General features: G+C 45.5%; 16 protein-coding genes and 3 rRNA genes. 13 read left to right on the top strand and 6 right to left on the bottom strand.

What is annotated here, in order from left to right; translation table 11 throughout:
* The first annotated feature begins 81 nt into the window (after positions 1-81).
* From ACR1R9_RS23030 to ACR1R9_RS23010, 5 genes are all read left to right on the top strand, one after another.
* The gene (locus ACR1R9_RS23030; protein WP_310854897.1) at positions 82-501 is read left to right on the top strand and encodes a VOC family protein; all 420 of its coding nucleotides are present in this window, start codon (positions 82-84) and stop codon (positions 499-501) included.
* 221 nt (positions 502-722) lie between these two features.
* A complete protein-coding gene (locus tag ACR1R9_RS23025) occupies positions 723-1,967 on the top strand; it encodes an FxLYD domain-containing protein (protein WP_310854898.1) in 1,245 nt (414 codons plus the stop codon).
* Positions 1,968-1,981: 14 nt separating this feature from the next.
* The gene (locus ACR1R9_RS23020; protein WP_433922595.1) at positions 1,982-3,124 is read left to right on the top strand and encodes a trypsin-like peptidase domain-containing protein; all 1,143 of its coding nucleotides are present in this window, start codon (positions 1,982-1,984) and stop codon (positions 3,122-3,124) included.
* A 120-nt stretch (positions 3,125-3,244) separates the two neighbouring features.
* Positions 3,245-3,844, top strand: a complete 600-nt coding sequence (locus ACR1R9_RS23015) for a TetR/AcrR family transcriptional regulator (protein ID WP_076291693.1) — start codon at positions 3,245-3,247, stop codon at positions 3,842-3,844.
* 33 nt (positions 3,845-3,877) lie between these two features.
* A complete protein-coding gene (locus tag ACR1R9_RS23010) occupies positions 3,878-5,098 on the top strand; it encodes an MFS transporter (protein ID WP_076291675.1) in 1,221 nt (406 codons plus the stop codon).
* A 97-nt stretch (positions 5,099-5,195) separates the two neighbouring features.
* On the opposite strand, the gene ACR1R9_RS23005 is transcribed toward ACR1R9_RS23010, so the two are convergent.
* The 3 genes from ACR1R9_RS23005 to licT all read right to left on the bottom strand — a co-directional run bounded on the left by ACR1R9_RS23005 (position 5,196) and on the right by licT (position 9,591).
* The gene (locus ACR1R9_RS23005) at positions 5,196-6,605 is read right to left on the bottom strand and encodes a glycoside hydrolase family 1 protein (RefSeq protein ID WP_076291676.1); all 1,410 of its coding nucleotides are present in this window, start codon (positions 6,603-6,605) and stop codon (positions 5,196-5,198) included.
* A 42-nt stretch (positions 6,606-6,647) separates the two neighbouring features.
* Positions 6,648-8,546 (bottom strand): beta-glucoside-specific PTS transporter subunit IIABC, encoded by a 1,899-nt coding sequence (locus ACR1R9_RS23000; RefSeq protein ID WP_433922596.1) that lies wholly within the window; start codon positions 8,544-8,546, stop codon positions 6,648-6,650.
* Between the two features lie 184 nt (positions 8,547-8,730).
* Positions 8,731-9,591: a BglG family transcription antiterminator LicT gene (gene licT / locus ACR1R9_RS22995; RefSeq protein ID WP_076291678.1), complete on the bottom strand. Its 861-nt coding sequence runs from the start codon at positions 9,589-9,591 to the stop codon at positions 8,731-8,733.
* A gap of 311 nt (positions 9,592-9,902) precedes the next feature.
* Here licT and ACR1R9_RS22990 point away from each other — a divergent pair, with 311 nt between their 5' ends.
* Both ACR1R9_RS22990 and ACR1R9_RS22985 read left to right on the top strand, forming a co-directional pair.
* The gene (locus ACR1R9_RS22990) at positions 9,903-10,070 is read left to right on the top strand and encodes a DUF3934 family protein (protein WP_064506465.1); all 168 of its coding nucleotides are present in this window, start codon (positions 9,903-9,905) and stop codon (positions 10,068-10,070) included.
* A 187-nt stretch (positions 10,071-10,257) separates the two neighbouring features.
* Positions 10,258-11,337, top strand: coding sequence for a hypothetical protein (locus ACR1R9_RS22985; RefSeq protein ID WP_175381006.1), 1,080 nt, complete (start codon positions 10,258-10,260; stop codon positions 11,335-11,337).
* Positions 11,338-11,645: 308 nt separating this feature from the next.
* Here the strand turns inward: ACR1R9_RS22985 and ACR1R9_RS22980 are convergent, their stop codons facing one another.
* Positions 11,646-13,412, bottom strand: a complete 1,767-nt coding sequence (locus ACR1R9_RS22980; RefSeq protein WP_076291680.1) for a methyl-accepting chemotaxis protein — start codon at positions 13,410-13,412, stop codon at positions 11,646-11,648.
* 1,012 nt (positions 13,413-14,424) lie between these two features.
* On the opposite strand from ACR1R9_RS22980, the gene ACR1R9_RS22975 reads away from it, so the two are divergent.
* The 5 genes from ACR1R9_RS22975 to ACR1R9_RS22955 all read left to right on the top strand — a co-directional run bounded on the left by ACR1R9_RS22975 (position 14,425) and on the right by ACR1R9_RS22955 (position 20,836).
* Positions 14,425-15,976: ribosomal RNA gene (locus ACR1R9_RS22975) — 16S ribosomal RNA — on the top strand.
* 241 nt (positions 15,977-16,217) lie between these two features.
* A 23S ribosomal RNA gene (locus ACR1R9_RS22970) occupies positions 16,218-19,144 on the top strand.
* Positions 19,145-19,224: 80 nt separating this feature from the next.
* Positions 19,225-19,341: ribosomal RNA gene (rrf, locus tag ACR1R9_RS22965) — 5S ribosomal RNA — on the top strand.
* The 16S, 23S and 5S rRNA genes sit together here, the layout of an rRNA operon.
* A gap of 224 nt (positions 19,342-19,565) precedes the next feature.
* Complete coding sequence (locus ACR1R9_RS22960; protein WP_076290440.1) at positions 19,566-20,189, top strand: deoxynucleoside kinase; 624 nt, start codon at positions 19,566-19,568, stop codon at positions 20,187-20,189.
* Positions 20,186-20,836: a deoxynucleoside kinase gene (locus ACR1R9_RS22955; RefSeq protein ID WP_076290439.1), complete on the top strand. Its 651-nt coding sequence runs from the start codon at positions 20,186-20,188 to the stop codon at positions 20,834-20,836. The genes ACR1R9_RS22960 and ACR1R9_RS22955 overlap by 4 nt, the downstream gene beginning before the upstream one ends.
* Before the next feature lie 91 nt (positions 20,837-20,927).
* Here the strand turns inward: ACR1R9_RS22955 and ACR1R9_RS22950 are convergent, their stop codons facing one another.
* A complete protein-coding gene (locus ACR1R9_RS22950; protein WP_433922597.1) occupies positions 20,928-21,389 on the bottom strand; it encodes a ferritin-like domain-containing protein in 462 nt (153 codons plus the stop codon).
* A gap of 192 nt (positions 21,390-21,581) precedes the next feature.
* On the opposite strand from ACR1R9_RS22950, the gene ACR1R9_RS22945 reads away from it, so the two are divergent.
* Positions 21,582-22,064 (top strand): hypothetical protein, encoded by a 483-nt coding sequence (locus ACR1R9_RS22945; protein WP_343054945.1) that lies wholly within the window; start codon positions 21,582-21,584, stop codon positions 22,062-22,064.
* Between the two features lie 385 nt (positions 22,065-22,449).
* On the opposite strand, the gene ACR1R9_RS22940 is transcribed toward ACR1R9_RS22945, so the two are convergent.
* Positions 22,450-23,193 carry a MerR family transcriptional regulator gene (locus ACR1R9_RS22940; RefSeq protein WP_433922598.1) on the bottom strand — a complete coding sequence of 248 codons (744 nt, stop codon included), beginning with the start codon at positions 23,191-23,193 and terminating at the stop codon, positions 22,450-22,452.
* Positions 23,194-23,333: the final 140 nt, after the last annotated feature.

Genomic DNA, 23,333 nt, shown 5'->3' with positions numbered 1-23,333 from the left:
GTTATTATATTGAATTGACAGCGTATACGCGAGATGTTATTTTGAGGTGAAATCCATTCTATTAGATTGAGGTGATCGATGGTGGCTGTTCGCGCTAAGCAGATATTTGTTAATTTGCCCGTTAAGGATTTGAAGAGGTCCGTTGATTTTTTTACCAAAGTAGGGTTTGAGTTCAATGCGAACTTTACAGACGAATCTGCAACCTGCATGATCATTGGAGATAACATCTATGCGATGCTGCTGGTGGAGGATCGTTTTCAATCGTTTATTTCGAAAAAAATATCCAATGCGGCGGACACGGCAGAAGTCATCGTAGCCTTGTCGGTGGAGAGTCGTGAACAGGTCGATCTGATTGTACAAGCTGCCCTGGATGCTGGCGCCAAACCGTATAACGATCCTCAAGATCATGGGTTTATGTATGGGTGGAGTTTTCAGGACCCGGATGATCATCTGTGGGAAGTTTCCTATATGGATCTAAGCAGCTTTCCTACGCAAGAATAGAATACATTAGTTAATCAGTGCCTTCCTATGAACAGGGAGGTACTTTTTGCGTTCATTTATCTGAATCATACATAAATACATAATCATTTCGATTTGGAGGAATAGACACCGGATTTATCCGAATAACTTATGGTGTAATTTACCTTTTTACTATATGATAAGTGTCGATTCATGTAAAAATAGCATAGTATACATACGTTCTTTTTGATGGAGGGATCAGGGTGTATTGTCACGTATGTGGGACCAAAAGCAATCCAGGGGATAGCACATGTAGAAAGTGTAGAACGAAATTAAAAGATTCAAGCTCTACCGATGAACAGATTTGGGCAGAAACAGCAGTTGGTCTGGAAAGTGGAACAGGAAAAGCACTAGATCAGTTATCCAGACAGCAGCAGTCTGCACCGAAGCAGAGCAATACGGCACAAGGCCGAGCATTTAGCTGGATTATCCCACTGCTTCTGGCAGCGGTGATGGGGGCCTTGTTGACTTATTATTACAAGCAGGAGATGGGGATCAATGCGGAGGTAAAATCACTGCATCAACAGGCGGAGCAGGCTGCCTTAGATGGTAAATATCAAGAGGCGCTTCAACTTCTGGATTCGGCTCTTGCGAAACGGCCCAATGTTGATGGCCTTGTGAAGGATCGCCAAATTACAGCCAAAGCCTTCAATCTGATGAATCAGCTGAACGAAGCTGCGACAAGTTTGAAAACGGGAAAACTTGCTGCCGGTGACAAGACACTTCAGGCTGTAGCAAAAGTGTTGAAAGAGCGAGAAGAACCGGTTTTTGCCAAGGTGCGTACGACTCTAAACAACAACAAGGTGACACTGGCTGTCCTGAAGGTGAAGAAAGAAATCGATAGTTTGACAACCGTACAGGCACTTGCTGAGAAATTGGACACTGTATCAAAATTGAAAGGCAAGGAAGCAGAGGCGGTTCAGAAACAAATCATCGACAAGCTGGCTGGACTTAGCTATAAGCAAGCTGAACAGCAAGTGAAGAAAAAGGATTTTGCGGCTGCATTGCAAACCGTTGATCAGGGACTGTCCTACGCGCCCGAGGATGACAAACTGACAGCATATCGCGAAAGGGTGCTGAGCGAGAAGAAGGCTTTTGAAAAAGCAGAAGCTGAACGAATTCAACTTGCTGAGCAACAAGCGGCAGAAGAAGACCTGAAAAACCGTACAGCAGCGGTGAGCATTGTAGACGTAGAAGCGACGCTTGATATGTATGGCGACCTGTATATTAGCGGCTCAATCGTGAATAATGCCACTCGGCCTATCTCTTCCGTGACGGTTATGTTGGACATCTACAGCTCAGACGGGGCATATCTCGGTCAAACCTATGCGGATGTGTACCCAAGCTGGCTGGATGTAGGGGATCAGGGATTTTTTGAAACGTATTATTACGGTGTGTACGAGGAAGCTGAAGTTTCTGTAGTGAACGCAACGTGGTATCTGGAATAGGAGGACAGGTTGTAATGGCCAAACGAACATGGAGTACGATTATATCCAGTGCAATCATTATTGGAGCAGGAGCAGGAGGGGGGTTCTGGATTCATCAGTATTCAGCAGATCAACTGCAGGATGGACCAAGACTGGCTGTTGTCACTACGAAGGAAACGGCAACTACAGCGTCTAAACCGTCCTCCCAGACAACCGTGAAGAAAACACGTAAACAGATTATTGAAGAGAGTCAGAAGAAAGTGGTTACGATTGAAAGCAGCAGCGGACTGGGTTCCGGTTTTCTCTACAATGATCAGGGGGATGTGGTAACCAATGCTCACGTGGTGGAGGGCTCGAAAGAAGTAACGATTCGAACCCTGAATCATGAGGAGTATAGAGGAACCGTTATCGGGATTGGAGAAGAGACGGATATTGCTGTCGTCAGGGTGCCTGATCTGAAAAAAGTTAAACCGCTGCCTATCGCCAAATCCAAAGCGGAGACGGGAGATGAGGTTCTCGCTCTGGGCAGTCCGCTAGGTCTGGAGAACACCGTAACTACAGGCATTATCAGCGGTGTTGGTCGCAGCTTCGAAATTGCCCCGTATATCTATAGTAATCTGTATCAAATCTCGGCGCCCATTACACACGGCAATAGTGGTGGCCCACTGATCAGTGCGGACACCGGTGAAGTATTGGGCATTAATTCAGCCGTTGTGGAGCAGGAAGGCGGAATCGGGTTCAGCATTCCTATCACCAGCGTATTGAAGCAGGTCCAGGCCTGGTCTGAGAAACCATCATCTAAAACGGCGGTTCAGACGAGTGGCAGTCAGGGAGCAGACTCAGCTTCTTTGGAAGCGGAGGGTCTGGTGACCGAATTTTATATGAACCTGAATCTGAATGACTATGTTACCGCCTATGCCTTGCTTGGCAGTGAGTGGCAGAGCGGTATAAGTTATGCCAAGTTCCGTGAAGGTTACATCAACACCAGTTATGTTACCATCGCCGAAGTTTCATCCTCGGATAAGTCAAATGATGAAATAGAGGTCACTGCGGTTATTACAGCAGATGAACGAAAAGATGGTGAATTGGTCACCACGAAATATAAAGTTACGTATCAAGTCGGTTATGAAAATGGACAACTGAAAATACTTCATGGCCAAGGGAAAAAAGTGAAATAAAGATGTGAAGGGAGAATGGGCGCCAAGCCGATTCTCCTTTTTGATTGCTTAAGTTTGATGCTTCTGTTAAAATACAGAACGAACGTTCAGTATGCAAGAGGTGGAGTGAAATGTATGAGTATGAATAAAAAGCAAATTCAAACCGAGCAGACCAAGAAGAAACTTGCGGATGCCTCAAGAGCTCTTTTTGTGCAAAAAGGGTATAAAGCAACTTCCATTGAAGATATTGTGACTGCGACAGGCAGCAGCAAAGGCAATATCTATTACCATTTTAAAAGTAAGGAAGGCCTCTTTCTGTATCTGATTGATGAGTGGGATCGGGAATGGGAAGAAAATTGGGCGGCCAAGGAACATTTGTATAATACGTCTACAGAAAAGATCTACGGCTTGGCAGAACAATTAATCCTCGACGATATGAATCACCCGCTAACCAAGGCTGCAGATGAGTTCTTTACGGGGGAAAAGAAAGAAAATGATATTGAAGAACGCATAGCTTTGATGTTTGAGCGGCATATTCAATTTAACAAACAATTGGTGGAACAGGGGATAGAGAGCGGAGAGTTCAATGCGGACAACGCTGACAATCTTGCGCTCATTCTGGAAAGTACCATTATTGGACTTAGTCAGCTGTCGCGCGGAATGGAGCCAGAACAGGCTCTTGCCTTGTACCGCCAAGCGGCTAGCGTATTCTTGTATGGAATAGCAAAAGATAAAGCTTAAGGCAACATTTTGACAACTACGGAGGATGGAATCATGGCATTACTTACACGGAACAGGGGCGCATTGCTGCTGTTAATGTTTAATATTTTTCTCGTTTTTACAGGTATAGGTCTTGTGGTACCTATTATGCCTGCGTACATGGATCTACTGCATATCACCGGGTTCACGGTTGGTTTGCTGGTAGCAGCATTCTCCTTCACGCAGTTTCTATTTTCTCCAGTTGCGGGCCGTTGGTCTGACATCTTGGGACGTAAAAAAATTATTGTTGGCGGGATGTTAATCTTTGCTGTATCGGAGTTTATGTTTGGTGCTGTGAATGCACCATCGCTGCTCTTCGCAGCCCGGATGCTTGGAGGGATCGGTGCAGCGATGATCTTCCCAGCAGTAATGGCCTATACCGCAGATATTACGACAGAAGAAGAACGCGGTAAAGGCATGGGATTAATTAATGCCGCAATTACTACAGGATTTATCATTGGTCCGGGGATCGGCGGATATATCGCTGACTTTGGTATTCGGATTCCTTTCTATGCCGCAGGTATTGCGGGTTTGCTGGCATCTATCATTACGTTGATTATTTTGCCGGAATCGACCAGAATTACCGGAGAGCAAACCAAACCTGTTGCGGGTGCACCGAAGGTCAAAAGCCCGGGCATGGTTTCCCAGTTGCTGCATTCGTACCGGGAGCCTTACTTTTTCAGCTTGATTATCGTGTTTGTTATGGCATTTGGTCTGGCGAACTATGAGACGGTATTTTCACTGTTTGTGGATCACAAGTTTGGTTTCACGACAAAAGACATTGCATTCATTATTACGTTTGGTTCCATTGCGGGAGCCGTGGTGCAGGTCTCACTGATTGGCTGGCTGTTAAATCGGTTTGGTGAGAAAAAAGTCATTTCGGTCTGTTTGCTTTTTGTAGCCGTATTTGTACTGTTAACCTTGTTTGTGAACACCTACTGGATGATTCTTGTCGTAACGTTTATCGTGTTCCTAGGTATGGATATATTGCGTCCGGCAATCAGTACGCAGATGTCCAAACTGGCGGAAGAACAGCAAGGCTTTGTGGCCGGATTGAACTCAGCCTACACAAGTTTGGGCAATATCGCAGGTCCCATTGTAGCGGGAGCATTGTTTGATGTGAATATCAACTATCCTTACGTTTCAGCAGCTTTTGTTCTGGCAATCTGTTTCCTATTATCTCTGCGGGTGTTAAGAGGAGTTAACTCCACAGGCAACGCCAAAGCAGAAATGTAATCCTGATTTGAATAAGAATGCGTGAGTGAACCAACACAAAAAGCCAGTCGGCTACACATGAACGATGTGTAAACGACTGGCTTTTTAATTTACAGTATTAACGGACTTCTCCATTGGTTTCAATCAGTTTTTGATACCAGTGGAAGCTCTGTTTGCGGATACGTCTTAATTCCTTGATATCGAATTCTTCCCGATCCACGTAGATGAATCCATAACGTTTGCTTGATCCTTGATGTGTGCTGACCAGGTCAATCGCAGACCAAGGGCAGAAGCCGAATACATCTACACCGTCTGTAATAGCCAGTTGAATCTGTTCGATATGTTTATTGAAAAACTCGATGCGGTAAGGGTCGTTGACCACGTCGCCTTCCTCCAGTTTATCAAATGCACCCAGACCATTCTCGGTAACGATCAATGGCAGATGATAACGGGAGTAAATCTGACGAAGGGTAGAGCGGAAGCCGACCGGATCAATTTCCCAACCAAACTCCGTTTTTTGCAGGTTCGGATTCACAGATCCTCTATATGCACCCGGTTCTCCTACGATTTCGTGCTGATCTCCTGTATGGGAGAAGTCATTACCATCGTTTAGACTTTCACCAACGGTTTGGGAAGTATAGTAGTTGAACGCAATAAAGTCAGGGTTTCCTTGAGCCAGGATATCCATGTCTCCATCTTCAATGACAGGGGTATATCCTTTTTCTTCGAGATAACTCCAGGCAATATGATTGTAGCGTCCATATACCGCCATATCGAGATAGAGCCAGTTGCGAATGGCAGCATAGTTATCAGCAGCGAGCGTATCTTCCGGTTTGGAGCTCGCGGGATAGATTACACCGATATTGGGAGCCGGGCCGATTTTGGCTTCAGGCAGCATCTCATGACACAGGACCATGGCTTTGGCTTGAGCGACCAGCATGTGGTGATTTTGCTGATACAGTGTTTTTTGCGGATCAACAAGCGTTGTATCCAGTGTACCCAGAGAGCCAGGATGTAGGATCAACATATTTTGTTCGTTGATGGTCAGCCAATATTTGACCCGGTCACCGTAGTTCTCATAAAGCGTTTTGGCATATTGTTCAAAGGCATCTATCGTTGCGCGGTTGGACCAGCCCCCTTTTTCTTCAAGCGCATAAGGAAGATCAAAGTGATACATGGTCACGATGGGCTCAATGCCGTATTTAATCAACTCATCAATCAAGGAATCATAAAATGCCAGCCCTTTTGGATTTACTTCACCTGCGCCTTGCGGATAGATGCGTGTCCATGCGATGGAGAAACGGTAGGCTTTGAAGCCCATTTCGGCCATCAGGGCCACATCTTCTTTGTACATATGATAGTGATCACTGGTTACCTTGAAGTCGGTTACGCCTTCCACATGATTGCCCATGTCGATGACAGAAGGGCCTTTGCCATCTTCATTCCAGGCTCCCTCAATTTGATAGGCAGAGGTTGAACCTCCCCAGAAGAAATCTTTAGGAAATGGTTTAAGTTGAGTATGCTTCATTGTTAGTTCCTCCTAAATTGAATACATATGATATGAGTTGAGTTAGACAACCAAAGTCAACAGGACATCGTTTTTCTGTACATGCTCTTGAGTCGTTTCGAATACATCCACTTCCTGCTGGGTAAGAGTAACAATGACAGGAGTCACCGTTTCGTATCCGGCTTCTTTAATTTTATCGATTTCAAATTGGATCAACAGATCGCCCTGTCTGACGATATCCCCTTCCTTAACTACAGGAGAGAAGTGTTTTCCTTTCAGTGCTACTGTGTTGATGCCAATATGAATCAAGATTTCCGTTCCTGCGTTGGTGGTTAATCCAATGGCATGTCCAGTCGGGAAGAGGGAAGTGACCACACCGTCTACCGGAGCAACAACTTCACCAATCTCAGGGACAATCGCCAAACCTTTGCCCATAGCACCAGTCGAAAAAGCTGGGTCATTAATGGTACTCAGTGCTACGGCTTTACCTGTAAGTGGGCTATAAATTTGTTCTTTCTTGATTTCTGTTGTTTTGGTCTCAGGTACGACAGGAAGATCTATCGGCGTACTTTCAACAGATGTGCTAGAGACAGATTCATTTTTCTCGGAAACTGTGTCTTTCGTTTTGCTTTCATAACCGAACATCACGGTCAATACCGCTGCTACAGCAAAGGAGCAGGCAATCGCAATCACGTATACAACCGTTGGTGTATAGACAGGAATGGCAAATATATTGTGGAACACATAAGCAGTCATTTTAACGCCGAAGTGACCATTAATGGCACCGCCGATCGCACCTGCAATGACAACGATAGGAATCACTCGTTTATAACGCAAGATCAGACCGTATACGATCGGTTCAGTGACACCTGCAAGTAAACCGGTGAGGCTGGTGGAGCCTGCAAGGGTTCTCAGGGTTTTGTTCTTTTTGGCTTTCAGGAAAATACCAAATGCTACACCAATTTGTGCAAACACGGCTGCAGCAGCCATAGCTTCAATTGGATCGCCGCCAACCCCGATATTCTGAATCGTGATTGGTGTGAAGCCCCAGTGGAGTCCGAAGACAACCATGAAGGTCATGAATCCACCCAGTACAATTCCTGACAAAATACCGCTGACGCCAATAAGCCAAGTTACGCCGGAGGAAATCCAGTCACCTACCGTGGTGCCAAATGGTCCGAAGGCCATTGCGGACAAAGGAACCATAATCATCAGTGCAATCATTGGTACCAGGAACAATTGCAGATCTTTCAAAATGATTTTCTTCAGTAGTTTGTCAAGTACAGCGTAGATGCTGATCGATATGAAGATCGGGAACACGCTGGCTGAATAATTCATCATGACAACCGGTATGCCGAGGAACGATACATCCGAGCCTTTATCCATCAGTCCGGTGAAGTTCGGTTCCATCAGGGCGGCACCAATTACCCCGGCTACATAAGGATTGGCTTTCAGTTTCATACCAAGTGTGATACCGAGGAAGATAGGTAAGAAATAAAAGACTGCGTTGCCGGCAGCAGATAGAATCAGGTACGTGTCACTTGTATCAGACATCCATCCAAGCATGGTCAGGACAGTCAGCAAAGCTTTTAACATACCTGATCCTGCCATGGCCGGGATTAACGGTGAGAAACTTCCGGATATAACTTCAAAGACTTTGGATAATACCGAGGTTTTTTCTCCTGTAGACTCAGCGGATGAGGAAGAATCTCCTCCAAAATCTCTGTTCTTCATGATCTCTGCATATACATGAGCCACATTGCTGCCAATGACGACCTGGAACTGTCCACCGCTTTCGACAACGGTAATGATACCATCGTGTTTCTCGAGCGTTTCTCGTTCTGCCTTTTTCGAATCCTTCAGATCGAATCTCAGCCGGGTTGCACAGTGGACAAGCCCGTTAATATTGGCTTCTCCGCCGACGAGGCGAACGATGTCATCCCCCATTTTTTTATGATCCATGTTCATTCTCCTTTGTTGTTAAGATTGCCTGAAAACAAAAAAATACCTAAACGAATGGCTATGATCATCAGAAAAATGACCCGTTGCCAATCATTTAGGTATCGCCTGCTTTACCAGTAACAATCCTTGTCGTTAAGTTGTGAGACCTACTATAAATGACGCCGAAATCGTTTGCAAGCTTTTTTTATTCAGCGTCCAGCATTTCGTTACGTGAAGTGACACGGTGAATATGGATCGTCAAATACACTTTTTCATCAATGGACATGGCGCTTTCAAACTTCTCTTCAAGGTATTGATTAATCAATTGTGTACACTGAAAAGCCTTGGCATATTTGTCTTTAACCTGCTCATACAGGAAGTTATCACCCGATGCAAATTGCTCTTGTTCATTACTCAGCATTCTTTGTACAAAGTATTGCAGATGGGTAATAAACCGGGAATAATTAAATGAATTTTCATCCAGGGCAATGTGGTAATGATTGGTGACAATATTGAAAATATCATCAATAACCTCGGTAATTTCAACCGTTTGTTTCATACCCTGACCATCTTGCCGGGCGTTGACAAAGTGCATGGCAATAAAGCTGGCCTCATGCTCATCCATTTGGATGCCGAATTGTTCCTGAATCAGATTCACGGCATTCATGCCAATCCAAAATTCCTTTTTGTAAAATTTCTTGATTTGCCATAAAAGGGAATTCTTCAGCCCGACGGATTTACGGTACCGGGTAATGGCAAACTGAATATGATCGATCAATGATATATAGATATTATCACTAAAAATATCGCCCATTTCCTTTTTGGCATAGCCTACAATTTCGTCAGCCAATTTTAAATATTCAACCGATGTTTCACCGATCAGGTCAATCAATTTTTGCGGTATTTTATCCGATTTCAGCACAAAGGTTTTCTCGATTTTATCCTCATCCACGGGCTGTCCATTCTTCTTCTTGAAGCCCAGACCGTTGCCGATGACAACAAACTCTTGGCCTACCTGATTCTCGGCGCGAATGACGTTGTTGTTGAAAATCTGTCGGATGATCATGTATGTGTTCACCTCAATAGCTCGTAATAATAACAAAAAACCCAAACAAAGGCTTATTAGACAGCCTTTTGTTTGGGTATCGCCTGCTTACCAGTAACAATCCCGAAGAAGACACAGCTTCCTCTTTCAATTATGTCCACTATACCGCTTTCATAACAGAATAACAATACAATGATTTATGGAAATGAACGTAAAGACGTCAATTTTTGTTATAATAAGAAAGCTGGAAGTGAAGAAGATGGGCTGGGTTGCATAATAAGTTACCGAGGACGGTCATTTTTAAGCATATACAGGATTATTGGAGTGATAACATGAGCAAAGCAAAAGGAAAAGGTGGCACCGGCCGTGGTACTGGCAAAAAGGGCTGGAATCGTTGGCAAGCCGCCGCTAACCGGGCGAAAAGTGCCCCGAAGCCTTATAAAAGTAAAGGTACAAAGAATAAAACCGATGCCGAAACGCCAAGTGACAAGTCCCAGTAAGTGGGCACAAGATAAGTTGGAGAAGAGATCTGACCTGAAACAGGGCAGATCTCTTTTTTTTGGGCTTGATGCGTTAAAAAAATTATGCTTAACAGAACCTAATAAGTGATATCCAAATTGCCGATATAAATGGTAAATTACCCCTGTGTAGTGTCGACATACTACCTAGAACAAAGGAGATTTGTCATTGTCCAATAAAAGAATGATACTCACAATTAATCTGTTTATGGTTGTTACGCTTACTGCGTGCAGTTCTTCGTCTGGTATTCCCAATACTCCTGCGGTCTCCAAATCCATTTCTTCGGAAAAGACGGTTAATGAAACACCTGTAACAATGTTTTCTAAGAACAAGGAAGTGGAGATAACCCTCTCTTCGGATTGGAAGGTTTCAACAGAACTTACTAATCCATCACTATTGAAGTTAGCGACAGTGGATCGAACGAAGTCCATCCGAATCGACCGAGTGAACCGGGCAGACTACTTACCGGATACGTCATTGACTGATTACATGGCAATCCACAAGAAAAATATTGAATCCACACAAGGCCCAAAGAGAAAGAAAGATGAGATCATCAGAACCAGCAATCTAACTATTGATAAAAAGGAGGCTTACGTAAAAGAAGGAAGAACCAGTTATGAGAGGAATCAATTCGGGTACATTACAGCATACCTAGAAAGTAACCACCATTTTTATATCATTACATATACATCGATGTATGAATTTACGTTAGCAGACCGGGAATTTTTCGAAAAAATGTCTCAACAATTTCGGATATTGAATGATGAACCATCAGACCTTGTCCTTTCATCGACGGATCTTACATCGCATCAGGGAAAATATTCTCAATTCCAGATCCGTACTCCATCTAATTGGGAAGTTCAAGATTTTGAATTACGGGGTTCAGATCTGGATATCTCTCTGCAGGCAAACAATGATTACATGTCGATATATCTCGAACCAAAGGAAGAATCTGATTCCGATCTAACGTTAGAGGAGTATGGACGTTATGTCGCTGAAACGTATGCTGATCCAGAGAACTCCATTCTCGTTCCAGAACGCACGTCTGTTGAAATCAATGGTTTGAAGGGGATTCAGATGGAAGGGTACCAAGTAGTAAATAAACGTAAGATTGTCCAGCTACACACCATTTTAGAAGCTCAGGATCATTTTGTAGAGATCGTGTTCTATACGGGTGAGGGTCGATATGATCGGGTAAAGAATGAGTATCAGAGATATACAAGTACCTACAAGGAAAATAAAAGGTGAAGTTATAAAGGTATAAGAGATCTGCCCACCCGATATCTGGATAAGATCTCTTAAATCTGTAATACAGTCTATTATATAGCAGCTTGAATGAAAGAAGATGACTCCGAAACTTCAAGTGACAAGTCCGTTTAAATGGGCACGAGATAGAGTAGAGAAGGGAACTGACCTGAATACAGGGATGGTCTCTTTTTATTTTATCGCAAGCGCATCATATTAAACGAATAACAAAAAAAACAAGACGCAGAGGTACCCTCAAGCATCTTGGTTTTTTGTTATTAACGTTCTTATTGTTTACTTGGTATTCAGCTCTAGTTGGCCCTTACTTTAAAGAAGGAGATCAGTTCTTGCAATTGGCCCGATACAGCCGAGAGTTCATCAGAGGCTGCAACAATGGAAGCCATGGATGATTCCTGTTCGGCAATGGATTGCTCAATCTGTTTGCTGCTATGTGCTGCTTTGCTGACGCTCGCAGACAACTCATCCGCAGTAGCGGACATTTCCTGTGTGCTGGCGGATATTTCTTCGGTGGAGCTGGAGATATCCTGAATTTGGTTAGCGACTTTGTTCGTAGCTGTCAGAATATCTTCAAAGAATTGCCCCGTCTCCATAGTGACCTGAGATCCCTTCTCCACTTCTTGGGAGCCAAGCTGCATGGCTTCGGAAGATTGAAGGATATCGCGCTGAATGCCATCAATTAAGGTACGGATTTGTTTGGCAGAATCCTGGGACTGTTCAGCGAGCTTGCGGACTTCCCCTGCGACAACCGCAAACCCTTTTCCTTCCTCACCTACACGAGCCGCCTCAATGGAAGCATTCAGGGCGAGCAAATTAGTCTGATCTGCAATTTGTGTAATCATATTTACGATGCTGCTAATTTCGTTGGAGCGGCTTTCCAGAGACTGTATCGATTCCGACGTGTGCTTCACCGCACCAGAGATGAGTCTCATCTGCTCAACCACTTGTTGCATAATCTCATGACCTGTATTGGAACGTTGTTCCATGCTTAATGCCTCATCCGCTACATCTGCAGAACTGCTGGCAATCGTCTGCACAACAGTAGACATTTCTGTCATTGCTCGGGCACTTTCCACGCTGGCCTGATCCTGGGAGCGAAGGCCGTGAGAGATGTCCCGGATATTGCTGCTGATCATCTGGATATTATCATTATTTTTCTCGGAAATATCTAATAATTTCTTGGATGAGTCAGAGAGGTGATAGGATGTCGTTTGGACTTTGAACATCGTGTCATTGAATCGCTGAATCATCGTATTGAATTTTTCATTGATAATGCCCAGATCATCCCGTCCGGTTTGAATGGTTACATCCAGATTGCCTGCGCTTGCAGTCTCAATCCCCTTCATAAGGTCCCGGATTGGCTTAAGTGTTTTCTTCAATAGGATGTACTGCAGTACCATAAACAGGATCAGGAAACCGATAAGGAAAATACTACTGTATGTAATCAGCTTATGAAGTCCTTTTGGAACTGCGTTTGCATCAACGTCGAAGTAAAGTGCGGCGTACATTTTTCCTTCGGCATTTTTAATAGGGTACATAATCGTAGTCCAAGTACCGTATTCGTCCGTATAAAAGCTGCTTAATGCAGGTTCCTCGTCGTTTTTCATACCTTCAAGAGCTATAACGTTTTTCTGTGGTAATGGATACATTGAACCTGCTGCCATATTGCTTTCTTCAAAAGGCCCCAACAAATTAGTAGGAATCGCAATGATGGACGTTTGATTTCCTTCCTTCAGTTCAGTGCCGAAGATATAGGCTTGTGCAATATTAGGATATAGCTCGTGGATGGAATCCAGGTAATCTCTTAATTCTTTCTGAACAGGTCCAGAATAACTTTTCTCTTTTACTGCTTCAAGTACTTTGTCTGTATCCAGATCTTCAAACCATTTCTGTGTTGTAACTTCAGCCTGCTCGTACAATTGTTGACTCAAAATATTCTTTTGCAGTTGATATCCCGCAGTAATCAGAATAACCCCAATCAACATAATGCTGCCGAATGAAATAACGAGATTTTTAGCAAAGAAGGGAAGAGTACTCCACCTTATCTTATTTAACAACATAGTTCACTCCTTTTTCTAATTGTGACCATCTGGATGCGTGTTCGCTCTACGTATGGTGCTTTGTATCCATGTGATATATCGTAATAGGGTTAGACTAATGTTAGTTTTTGAATGAAAATGATGCTTTAGTACCAAGGTTTTCAGAATTTCCCTCATTTCTTTCATTATTGTGTTCATTATTAAAAAATGCGCAAATTCATAAGGGGAATTTCATTAAAGATTGTGGAAATTAAATGCCCCAAAGAATAAGACCCCTTCATTTTAAGAAGTGAATTGTGCCTAACATGTATATACATAAAGGAAGGAGGGATTTCTGTTGAAATTAAGATATGCGCATATATGAAATACATTAATACGCAAAAATGACTTTAAACGAGGCTTTACGAATATCGGAAAGATCACTGAACAATATCCTATTACTGTAATGAAAGCAGCAGTAAATAGACGAAGCTAGCTTTATAAGTAATGACATTAATGAAGAGAAGTTTTCTCGGCACTACGAAACAAACTGTTCATTAGAGCTTAGGCGTTAGGATGACAACCAATAGAGGCTGTCCCATAAAACTCAAAGAGCGGTTCTGTAGATTCCGTTGGTTTAACAACTGCTGGAGTGCATTTATAATAGGAGAGTAGATCAACCCAATGTAGTGAATAAAATTAATTTATAATATGGGTTGTAATTAGTATTAGAACATGATATATTATTAATCCGGCCAAGAAAACACGAGAAACACGGTGCGGCAAGCGAATGAAATAAGCTTCGAAAGAAACTTAAAAAAAATGCTTGCAAAGTTGGTTCGGACATGATATTATATAAGAGTTGCTGCGGTGAACAACACACAGCGATGGAACAAGTTTGATCTTTGAAAACTGAACAACGAGTGAGTAAACATTCTGCTTGCAGAATGAACGCAAAAGTTTGAGACAAGCCTTGGCTTGGATCGACTGGAGCATAAAATGAGATTTTTAATCTCGTCAGTTTCAAAATGAGCTTATCGCTCTTTTCAATACTTTATTGGAGAGTTTGATCCTGGCTCAGGACGAACGCTGGCGGCATGCCTAATACATGCAAGTCGAGCGGACTTGAAGAGAAGCTTGCTTCTCTGATAGTTAGCGGCGGACGGGTGAGTAACACGTAGGCAACCTGCCCTCAAGCTTGGGACAACTACCGGAAACGGTAGCTAATACCGAATAGTTGTTTTCTTCTCCTGAAGAGAACTGGAAAGACGGAGCAATCTGTCACTTGGGGATGGGCCTGCGGCGCATTAGCTAGTTGGTGGGGTAACGGCTCACCAAGGCGACGATGCGTAGCCGACCTGAGAGGGTGATCGGCCACACTGGGACTGAGACACGGCCCAGACTCCTACGGGAGGCAGCAGTAGGGAATCTTCCGCAATGGGCGAAAGCCTGACGGAGCAATGCCGCGTGAGTGATGAAGGTTTTCGGATCGTAAAGCTCTGTTGCCAGGGAAGAACGCTTGGGAGAGTAACTGCTCTCAAGGTGACGGTACCTGAGAAGAAAGCCCCGGCTAACTACGTGCCAGCAGCCGCGGTAATACGTAGGGGGCAAGCGTTGTCCGGAATTATTGGGCGTAAAGCGCGCGCAGGCGGTCATTTAAGTCTGGTGTTTAATCCCGGGGCTCAACCCCGGATCGCACTGGAAACTGGGTGACTTGAGTGCAGAAGAGGAGAGTGGAATTCCACGTGTAGCGGTGAAATGCGTAGATATGTGGAGGAACACCAGTGGCGAAGGCGACTCTCTGGGCTGTAACTGACGCTGAGGCGCGAAAGCGTGGGGAGCAAACAGGATTAGATACCCTGGTAGTCCACGCCGTAAACGATGAGTGCTAGGTGTTAGGGGTTTCGATACCCTTGGTGCCGAAGTTAACACATTAAGCACTCCGCCTGGGGAGTACGGTCGCAAGACTGAAACTCAAAGGAATTGACGGGGACCCGCACAAGCAGTGGAGTATGTGGTTTAATTCGAAGCAACGCGAAGAACCTTACCAGGTCTTGACATCCCTCTGACCGGTACAGAGATGTACCTTTCCTTCGGGACAGAGGAGACAGGTGGTGCATGGTTGTCGTCAGCTCGTGTCGTGAGATGTTGGGTTAAGTCCCGCAACGAGCGCAACCCTTGATCTTAGTTGCCAGCATTTCGGATGGGCACTCTAAGGTGACTGCCGGTGACAAACCGGAGGAAGGTGGGGATGACGTCAAATCATCATGCCCCTTATGACCTGGGCTACACACGTACTACAATGGCCGGTACAACGGGCTGTGAAGCCGCGAGGTGGAACGAATCCTAAAAAGCCGGTCTCAGTTCGGATTGCAGGCTGCAACTCGCCTGCATGAAGTCGGAATTGCTAGTAATCGCGGATCAGCATGCCGCGGTGAATACGTTCCCGGGTCTTGTACACACCGCCCGTCACACCACGAGAGTTTATAACACCCGAAGTCGGTGGGGTAACCGCAAGGAGCCAGCCGCCGAAGGTGGGATAGATGATTGGGGTGAAGTCGTAACAAGGTAGCCGTATCGGAAGGTGCGGCTGGATCACCTCCTTTCTATGGAGAATCGTTTCCCGAGTGGAAACATTCAAATATGCAGCTTAGCTGCAAAACTACTCACTCGTTGCTCAGTTTTGAGAGCTCAAACTCTCAAACAGCTTGCTTTTGCATGGAGCTTGTTCTTTGAAAACTAGATATCGAAACGAAAATTGCGAATTAGAACATTCCTTTTTAAGCTGAACTTGTGTAAACAAGTTTCAATAAAAACGGTAGATTGCATTTGCTCCTTGGAGCAATTGGTTAAGCTACTAAGAGCACACGGAGGATGCCTAGGCGCTAGGAGCCGATGAAGGACGTGGCGAACAACGAAACTGCCTCGGGGAGCTGTAAGCAAGCTTTGATCCGGGGGTGTCCGAATGGGGAAACCCAGCTGGGGTAATTTCCAGTTACTCACAACTGAATACATAGGTTGTGTAGAGGCATACCAGGGGAACTGAAACATCTAAGTACCTTGAGGAAGAGAAAACAATAGTGATTCCGTCAGTAGCGGCGAGCGAACGCGGAGAAGCCCAAACCAGAGAGCTTGCTCTTTGGGGTTGTGGGACATCTCACATGGAGTTACAAAGGAGCCGGTTAAACGAAGAGGTCTGGAAAGGCCCGCCAAAGAAGGTAAAAGCCCTGTATTTGAAAGTCTGCTCTCTCCGAGATGTATCCCGAGTAGTGCGGGGCACGTGAAACCCCGTATGAATCCGGCAGGACCATCTGCCAAGGCTAAATACTTCCTAGCGACCGATAGTGAAGCAGTACCGTGAGGGAAAGGTGAAAAGCACCCCGGAAGGGGAGTGAAATAGAACCTGAAACCGTGTGCTTACAAAAAGTCAGAGCCCGTTTTAGGGGTGATGGCGTGCCTTTTGTAGAATGAACCGGCGAGTTACGTTCCCGTGCAAGGTTAAGGTGAAGAGCCGGAGCCGCAGCGAAAGCGAGTCTGAATAGGGCGATGTAGTACGTGGACGTAGACCCGAAACCGGGTGATCTACCCCTGTCCAGGGTGAAGGTGCGGTAACACGCACTGGAGGCCCGAACCCACGCACGTTGAAAAGTGCGGGGATGAGGTGGGGGTAGCGGAGAAATTCCAATCGAACTCGGAGATAGCTGGTTCTCCCCGAAATAGCTTTAGGGCTAGCCTCGGAAAACAGAGTCGTGGAGGTAGAGCACTGATTGGGTGCGGGGCCCGCAAGGGTTACCAAGCTCAGTCAAACTCCGAATGCCATAGACTTACTTCCGGGAGTCAGACAGTGAGTGCTAAGATCCATTGTCAAAAGGGAAACAGCCCAGACCATCAGCTAAGGTCCCCAAGTGTGTGTTAAGTGGGAAAGGATGTGGAGTTGCACAGACAACCAGGATGTTGGCTTAGAAGCAGCCACCATTGAAAGAGTGCGTAATAGCTCACTGGTCGAGTGACTCTGCGCCGAAAATGTAACGGGGCTAAACACACCACCGAAGCTATGGCTTGATGCTTTGCATCAGGGGTAGGGGAGCGTTGTATAAGGGTTGAAGGTGTACCGTAAGGAGCGCTGGACATTATACAAGTGAGAATGCCGGTATGAGTAACGAAAAGATCAGTGAGAATCTGATCCGCCGAAAGCCTAAGGGTTCCTGAGGAAGGCTCGTCCGCTCAGGGTAAGTCGGGACCTAAGGCGAGGCCGAAAGGCGTAGTCGAAGGACAACAGGTCGAAATTCCTGTACCACCGTAAGCCGTTATGAGCAATGGGGGGACGCAGCAGGGTAGTGACGCGGACTGATGGATGTCCGTCTAAGCAGTGAGGCTGATGTGTAGGCAAATCCGCACATCGTTAAGGCTGGGCTGTGATGGGGAGCGAAAATTATAGTAGCGAAGGTCATGATCTCACACTGCCAAGAAAAGCCTCTAGCCAGGTGATGGTGCCCGTACCGCAAACCGACACAGGTAGGCGAGAAGAGAATTCTAAGGCGCGCGGAAGAACTCTCGTTAAGGAACTCGGCAAAATGACCCCGTAACTTCGGGAGAAGGGGTGCCCCGGTAGTGTGAATAGCACGAGGGGGCCGCAGTGAAAAGGCCCAAGCGACTGTTTAGCAAAAACACAGGTCTGTGCGAAGCCGTAAGGCGAAGTATACGGGCTGACGCCTGCCCGGTGCTGGAAGGTTAAGGGGAGCGGTTAGGAGCAATCCGAAGCTGTGAACCGAAGCCCCAGTAAACGGCGGCCGTAACTATAACGGTCCTAAGGTAGCGAAATTCCTTGTCAGGTAAATTCTGACCCGCACGAATGGCGTAACGACTTGGGCGCTGTCTCAACGAGAGATCCGGTGAAATTTTAATACCTGTGAAGATGCAGGTTACCCGCGACAAGACGGAAAGACCCCATGGAGCTTTACTGCAGCTTGATATTGAATTTGGGTACGATCTGTACAGGATAGGTGGGAGCCTTTGAAGCATGAGCGCCAGCTTGTGTGGAGGCACCGTTGGGATACCACCCTGATCGTATCTAGGTTCTAACCTGGTACCGTAATCCGGTGCGGGGACAGTGTCAGGTGGGCAGTTTGACTGGGGCGGTCGCCTCCTAAAGAGTAACGGAGGCGCCCAAAGGTTCCCTCAGAATGGTTGGAAATCATTCGAAGAGTGCAAAGGCATAAGGGAGCTTGACTGCGAGACCTACAAGTCGAGCAGGGACGAAAGTCGGGCTTAGTGATCCGGTGGTACCGCATGGAAGGGCCATCGCTCAACGGATAAAAGCTACCCTGGGGATAACAGGCTTATCTCCCCCAAGAGTCCACATCGACGGGGAGGTTTGGCACCTCGATGTCGGCTCATCGCATCCTGGGGCTGAAGTAGGTCCCAAGGGTTGGGCTGTTCGCCCATTAAAGCGGTACGCGAGCTGGGTTCAGAACGTCGTGAGACAGTTCGGTCCCTATCTGTCGTGGGCGTAGGAAATTTGAGAGGAGCTGTCCTTAGTACGAGAGGACCGGGATGGACGTACCGCTGGTGTACCAGTTGTTCCGCCAGGAGCACCGCTGGGTAGCTATGTACGGAAGGGATAAGCGCTGAAAGCATCTAAGCGTGAAGCCCCCCTCAAGATGAGATTTCCCAGTATGTAAGACCCCTTGAAGACGACGAGGTAGATAGGCTGGGGGTGGAAGTGCAGCAATGCATGGAGCTGACCAGTACTAATCGGTCGAGGGCTTATCCAATATGCAAGTTGTAAATCGCACATTTCGTTTCGGATCTAGTTTTCAGAGAATGATCTCTGAGATGTAAGCTAAGCTATGCGTTTGGTGGCGATGGCGGAGGGGTTCCACACGTACCCATCCCGAACACGACCGTTAAGCCCTCTAGCGCCGATGGTACTTGGACCGCAGGGTCCTGGGAGAGTAGGACGCCGCCAAGCAATCAAAAGACACGATCGTAATTAAGCGATCGTGTCTTTTTCTGTTATTACGATCCTGGGAATGAATATAACTCCTGTAGGCTGTTTTATATATCTTCGTCTTAGAGATAAAACTCATTTTATACATAAAATACTGGCCTTCCCATCATCCAAGCTGTGATACAATAGGTGGGGTCTATATAGAAACGGAAACACGCATGAGTACGAGGAGGAACTGAATTACGATGAAATCAGCCCCGTTTATTGCCGTGGAGGGTCCGATTGGTGCGGGGAAAACAACGTTAGCAACGATGCTTTCTCAGGAATTGAACCTTCCGCTGGTCAAGGAAATTGTAGAAGAGAATCCCTTTTTGGCTTCCTTCTATCAGGATATAGATGAGTGGAGCTTCCAGCTTGAAATGTTTTTTCTGTGTAACCGGTTTAAGCAACTGGAAGACACAGGCGTGCACTATATTAAGAAGAATACACCCGTCATTTCGGACTATCATATCTATAAAAATATGATTTTTGCTGAACGTACCTTAAAGGGAACGAAACGGGACAAATACCGTCAAATCTATCATCTCTTAACGGATGATCTGCCGAAACCCAATCTGGTTCTCTATATTGAGGCTGAACTCGATACATTGATGAACCGGATCAACAAACGTGGACGGTCTTTTGAGCAGGATATGGACCCGGCTTATATGGAGCAGTTAATTGCAGATTATAAAACAGGTATGGCTTACCTGGCCAGCAGCCCAAATCCGCCGATAATTATCAAGGTGAATGCGGAACAACTCGATTTTGTAGAACATCCCGAACATTTCAAACAGATTGTTAATCAGGTAAAGGAGTATATCACATGAATAACTATGGCATTCCGGCGAATGCATTAATTACGGTAGCTGGTACCGTTGGGGTGGGCAAATCCACTCTGACAGCCGCACTGGCTGAGCGTTTGAGCTTCAAGACTTCACTCGAGCAAGTCGACCACAATCCATATCTGGAGAAGTTCTATCATGACTTTGAACGTTGGAGCTTCCATTTGCAGATTTATTTCCTGGCAGAGCGTTTCAAGGAACAGAAGAAAATCTTTGAATTGGGCGGTGGATTTGTACAGGATCGTTCTATCTATGAGGATACAGGTATCTTTGCGCAAATGCATGCGGATCAGGGCACAATGTCGGCTACGGATTTCGAGACGTATAGCAGTTTGTTTGAAGCTATGGTGATGACACCGTATTTCCCTCATCCGGACGTACTGATTTACCTGGAAGGCAGCCTGCCATCCATTCTGAATCGGATTACGGAACGCGGACGGGAGATGGAGATTCAGACCGACCGTTCCTACTGGGAGCATATGCATGAGCGCTATTCGGTATGGATTAATCAATTTACGGCTTGTCCAGTGCTGCGTTTGAACATTGATGAGTATGATGTGAATGACCCAGCATCGGTGGATGCCATTTTGGCGCAGATTGCTGCTGTCATTAATCCTGCCAAGGGAGCTTGATTTATATAAAATGCCTTTTGACATGAGATAATTAGATTTATATAGTATTCCCCTCTACGCCAGCGAAAGCTTCTAGAGGGGATTTTTTTCGTTATTTGTTAAGAGGAGAATTCTCAGAAGATGTTTTTGACTTATGCTTTGTTAAGTAATACAGGAACCAGACGGCATGTCTCTGTTCATCCGTTGCTGCACGTCGAAACGATTCCTTAATGTAAGGGTCATTTGCTTGATCTGCGACTTGTGAGTAAAACTCAACCGTGTTTTGCTCATCACTAAAAGCATAATCTATTCCCGCGAAATACTCTGATGGACAATCCGAAGAGATTTGGACCGTAGGTTGCGTACCTGTTAACGAAACATAAATGGCGGTGAATTTTTGAAGATGCTCTAATTCATCAAGACGTATCTCCAGAATACGAGCTTTTTCCACTTCTGAGGGTGCTAATTCTGCCAGTTTGGCGTAACAGGCAATTGCTGAGGATTCTCCATTAATAGCTTTGGAAATTTGCGCTAACAGCAAGTTGTCATTTCGGTAATAGGGAACATAGTACATGGGGAGTACTCCTTCCAAACACGTTTTAACCAGAATATGCGGTTATTAGGCGGATGTGCCTATTTCTTAAAGAGTGAGGGGACGAAACAAAAGCAGAGAGAATTTTGTTGAATAAAAGGAGTATTTGTGGTTTCATAGGAAAGGTGAATTCTGGAAAAGAAGCATAAGCATGACTCAGGAGGGAAAGACAACGTGGAAGAGAAACAAGGGATCAAGATCGGCATGCCAATCGTTGGTGGATTATTGGCAGCAATTGTAGGAGGAATTGTGTGGGCAGTAATCGCTGCCATGACGGAAAGGGAGCTAGGGCTCATTGCTATCGTCATTGGGGCGCTCACAGGCTACGCGGTTGTATTGTTCTCGAACAAACGGATCGCGACGGCACATAAAGCCATTGCAGTTATCTTTGCCCTTATCGGCATTTTGCTTGGCAAGTATCTGACGGTGGTGTATTTTACTTCCGAGTTGTTCAGCGATGCAAGCATGTTGGATCTGGTGTTCGATGGTGAGATGGTTAGTGCATTTGTGGATACCTTTACGGATTATTTCAGCGAGCCGGTTGACCTGTTATTCATCGTACTGGCGATTGTATCGGCATGGCAGATTCCAGGACGGATGGCGAAGACCAGTCTGGCCTCGGATGCTTCTTCGTCTGATCACGCTCCTAGAGCTTAACCAATGGCTAGCAGGAAGCAAGACTTGTGTAATACAGGGACTGCCTCCATTAAAAAAGTACTCAGAGTGAATAACTGTAATGGCTTATTCACATTGCGGCTGAGATACTACAAGAGGGACGTGATGTCTTAGGGCGTACGTCCCTTTTTTGTGTAAACTGAGTAATGTTGAATCCCTCGGCTGTCCAGCACATTCCATGAACACGGAAAAGATGTGGCAGAACGGGGTTCTATTTAATACGAGCATATTGCCTATATCGAGAGAGCAGGTTTTCATTTGCAATAGAAAGATCGAGATGGAACTACTTGTCTACAACTTACACCTGATTGCGAGGGGCATCGGATAATACGGATAATGCTATAGGTGGAATCCATGTAGGCCTAGATTAACTGTTTCGATCAGCAAACACAGCCATGGCATCCCTCATAAATACAGCCAAGCCTTCGCCGAATTGATCAATATTACTTGTAAAACGTTCGTCATCTACGTACATTTGGCCCAACCCTCTGAAGGCTTCAGGAGAATAATTGCCCATGTTGTTCAGATAGCTGTACCATTCCGAGATTCCGGCTTGAGCTTCGGCAGAGTTTGGATCCGTGTGACGAATTGCTGCAAGACGAGTGTAGATTGAATTCATTTGATCGGATAGAGCTTTTTGCTCCCCAGGAGACTGGTTTTTTAACTTTTGATTAGCCTGATCCACTGCTTGGTCTCCCCAACGTTCCCTCGCTTCCTGTTCATACGGATTATGACTGAAGTTAAACCCTTCAAATTGTTCTTTGGCTGTCATCTTAATTTCTCCTCTCACGTGTTGAACCGATTTATCAATGGTGGCGATCATTTGGTCTAACCGCTGGCGTTTCTCCAGCAAAATACGGCGATGCATATTTAGAGCTTCTTCTCGATCGAACGATGGATTGTTTATAATCTCCTTGATATCTTTCAGAGAGAAATCGAGTTCTTTAAAAAATATAATCTGCTGCAGCATTTCAAGATTGGCATCTGAATACAGTCGATATCCGGCAGAAGTCACTTCGTCCGGTGTTAACAGTCCGATCTCATCATAATGATGCAGTGTGCGCACACTGATCCCGACAAGTTCGGCCACTTCTTTTACTTTCATGGCCATGATGGAAAACCTCCTTACACCACCGATTGTACAGCGTCACGTTACGTGAGAGTCAACTAGTAAAAATGAAAAAATAAGATGCAGGCACAGAGGCTGCATCTTGAGAATGATTGAATGTGCTGCACCATCTATCTGGTGCA

This window comes from Paenibacillus taichungensis (assembly GCF_050994985.1).
Taxonomy (GTDB): Bacteria; Bacillota; Bacilli; order Paenibacillales; family Paenibacillaceae; genus Paenibacillus; species Paenibacillus taichungensis.
The sequence above is the reverse complement of the archived record's forward strand: the minus strand, read 5'-3'. Positions and strand labels throughout refer to the sequence as shown.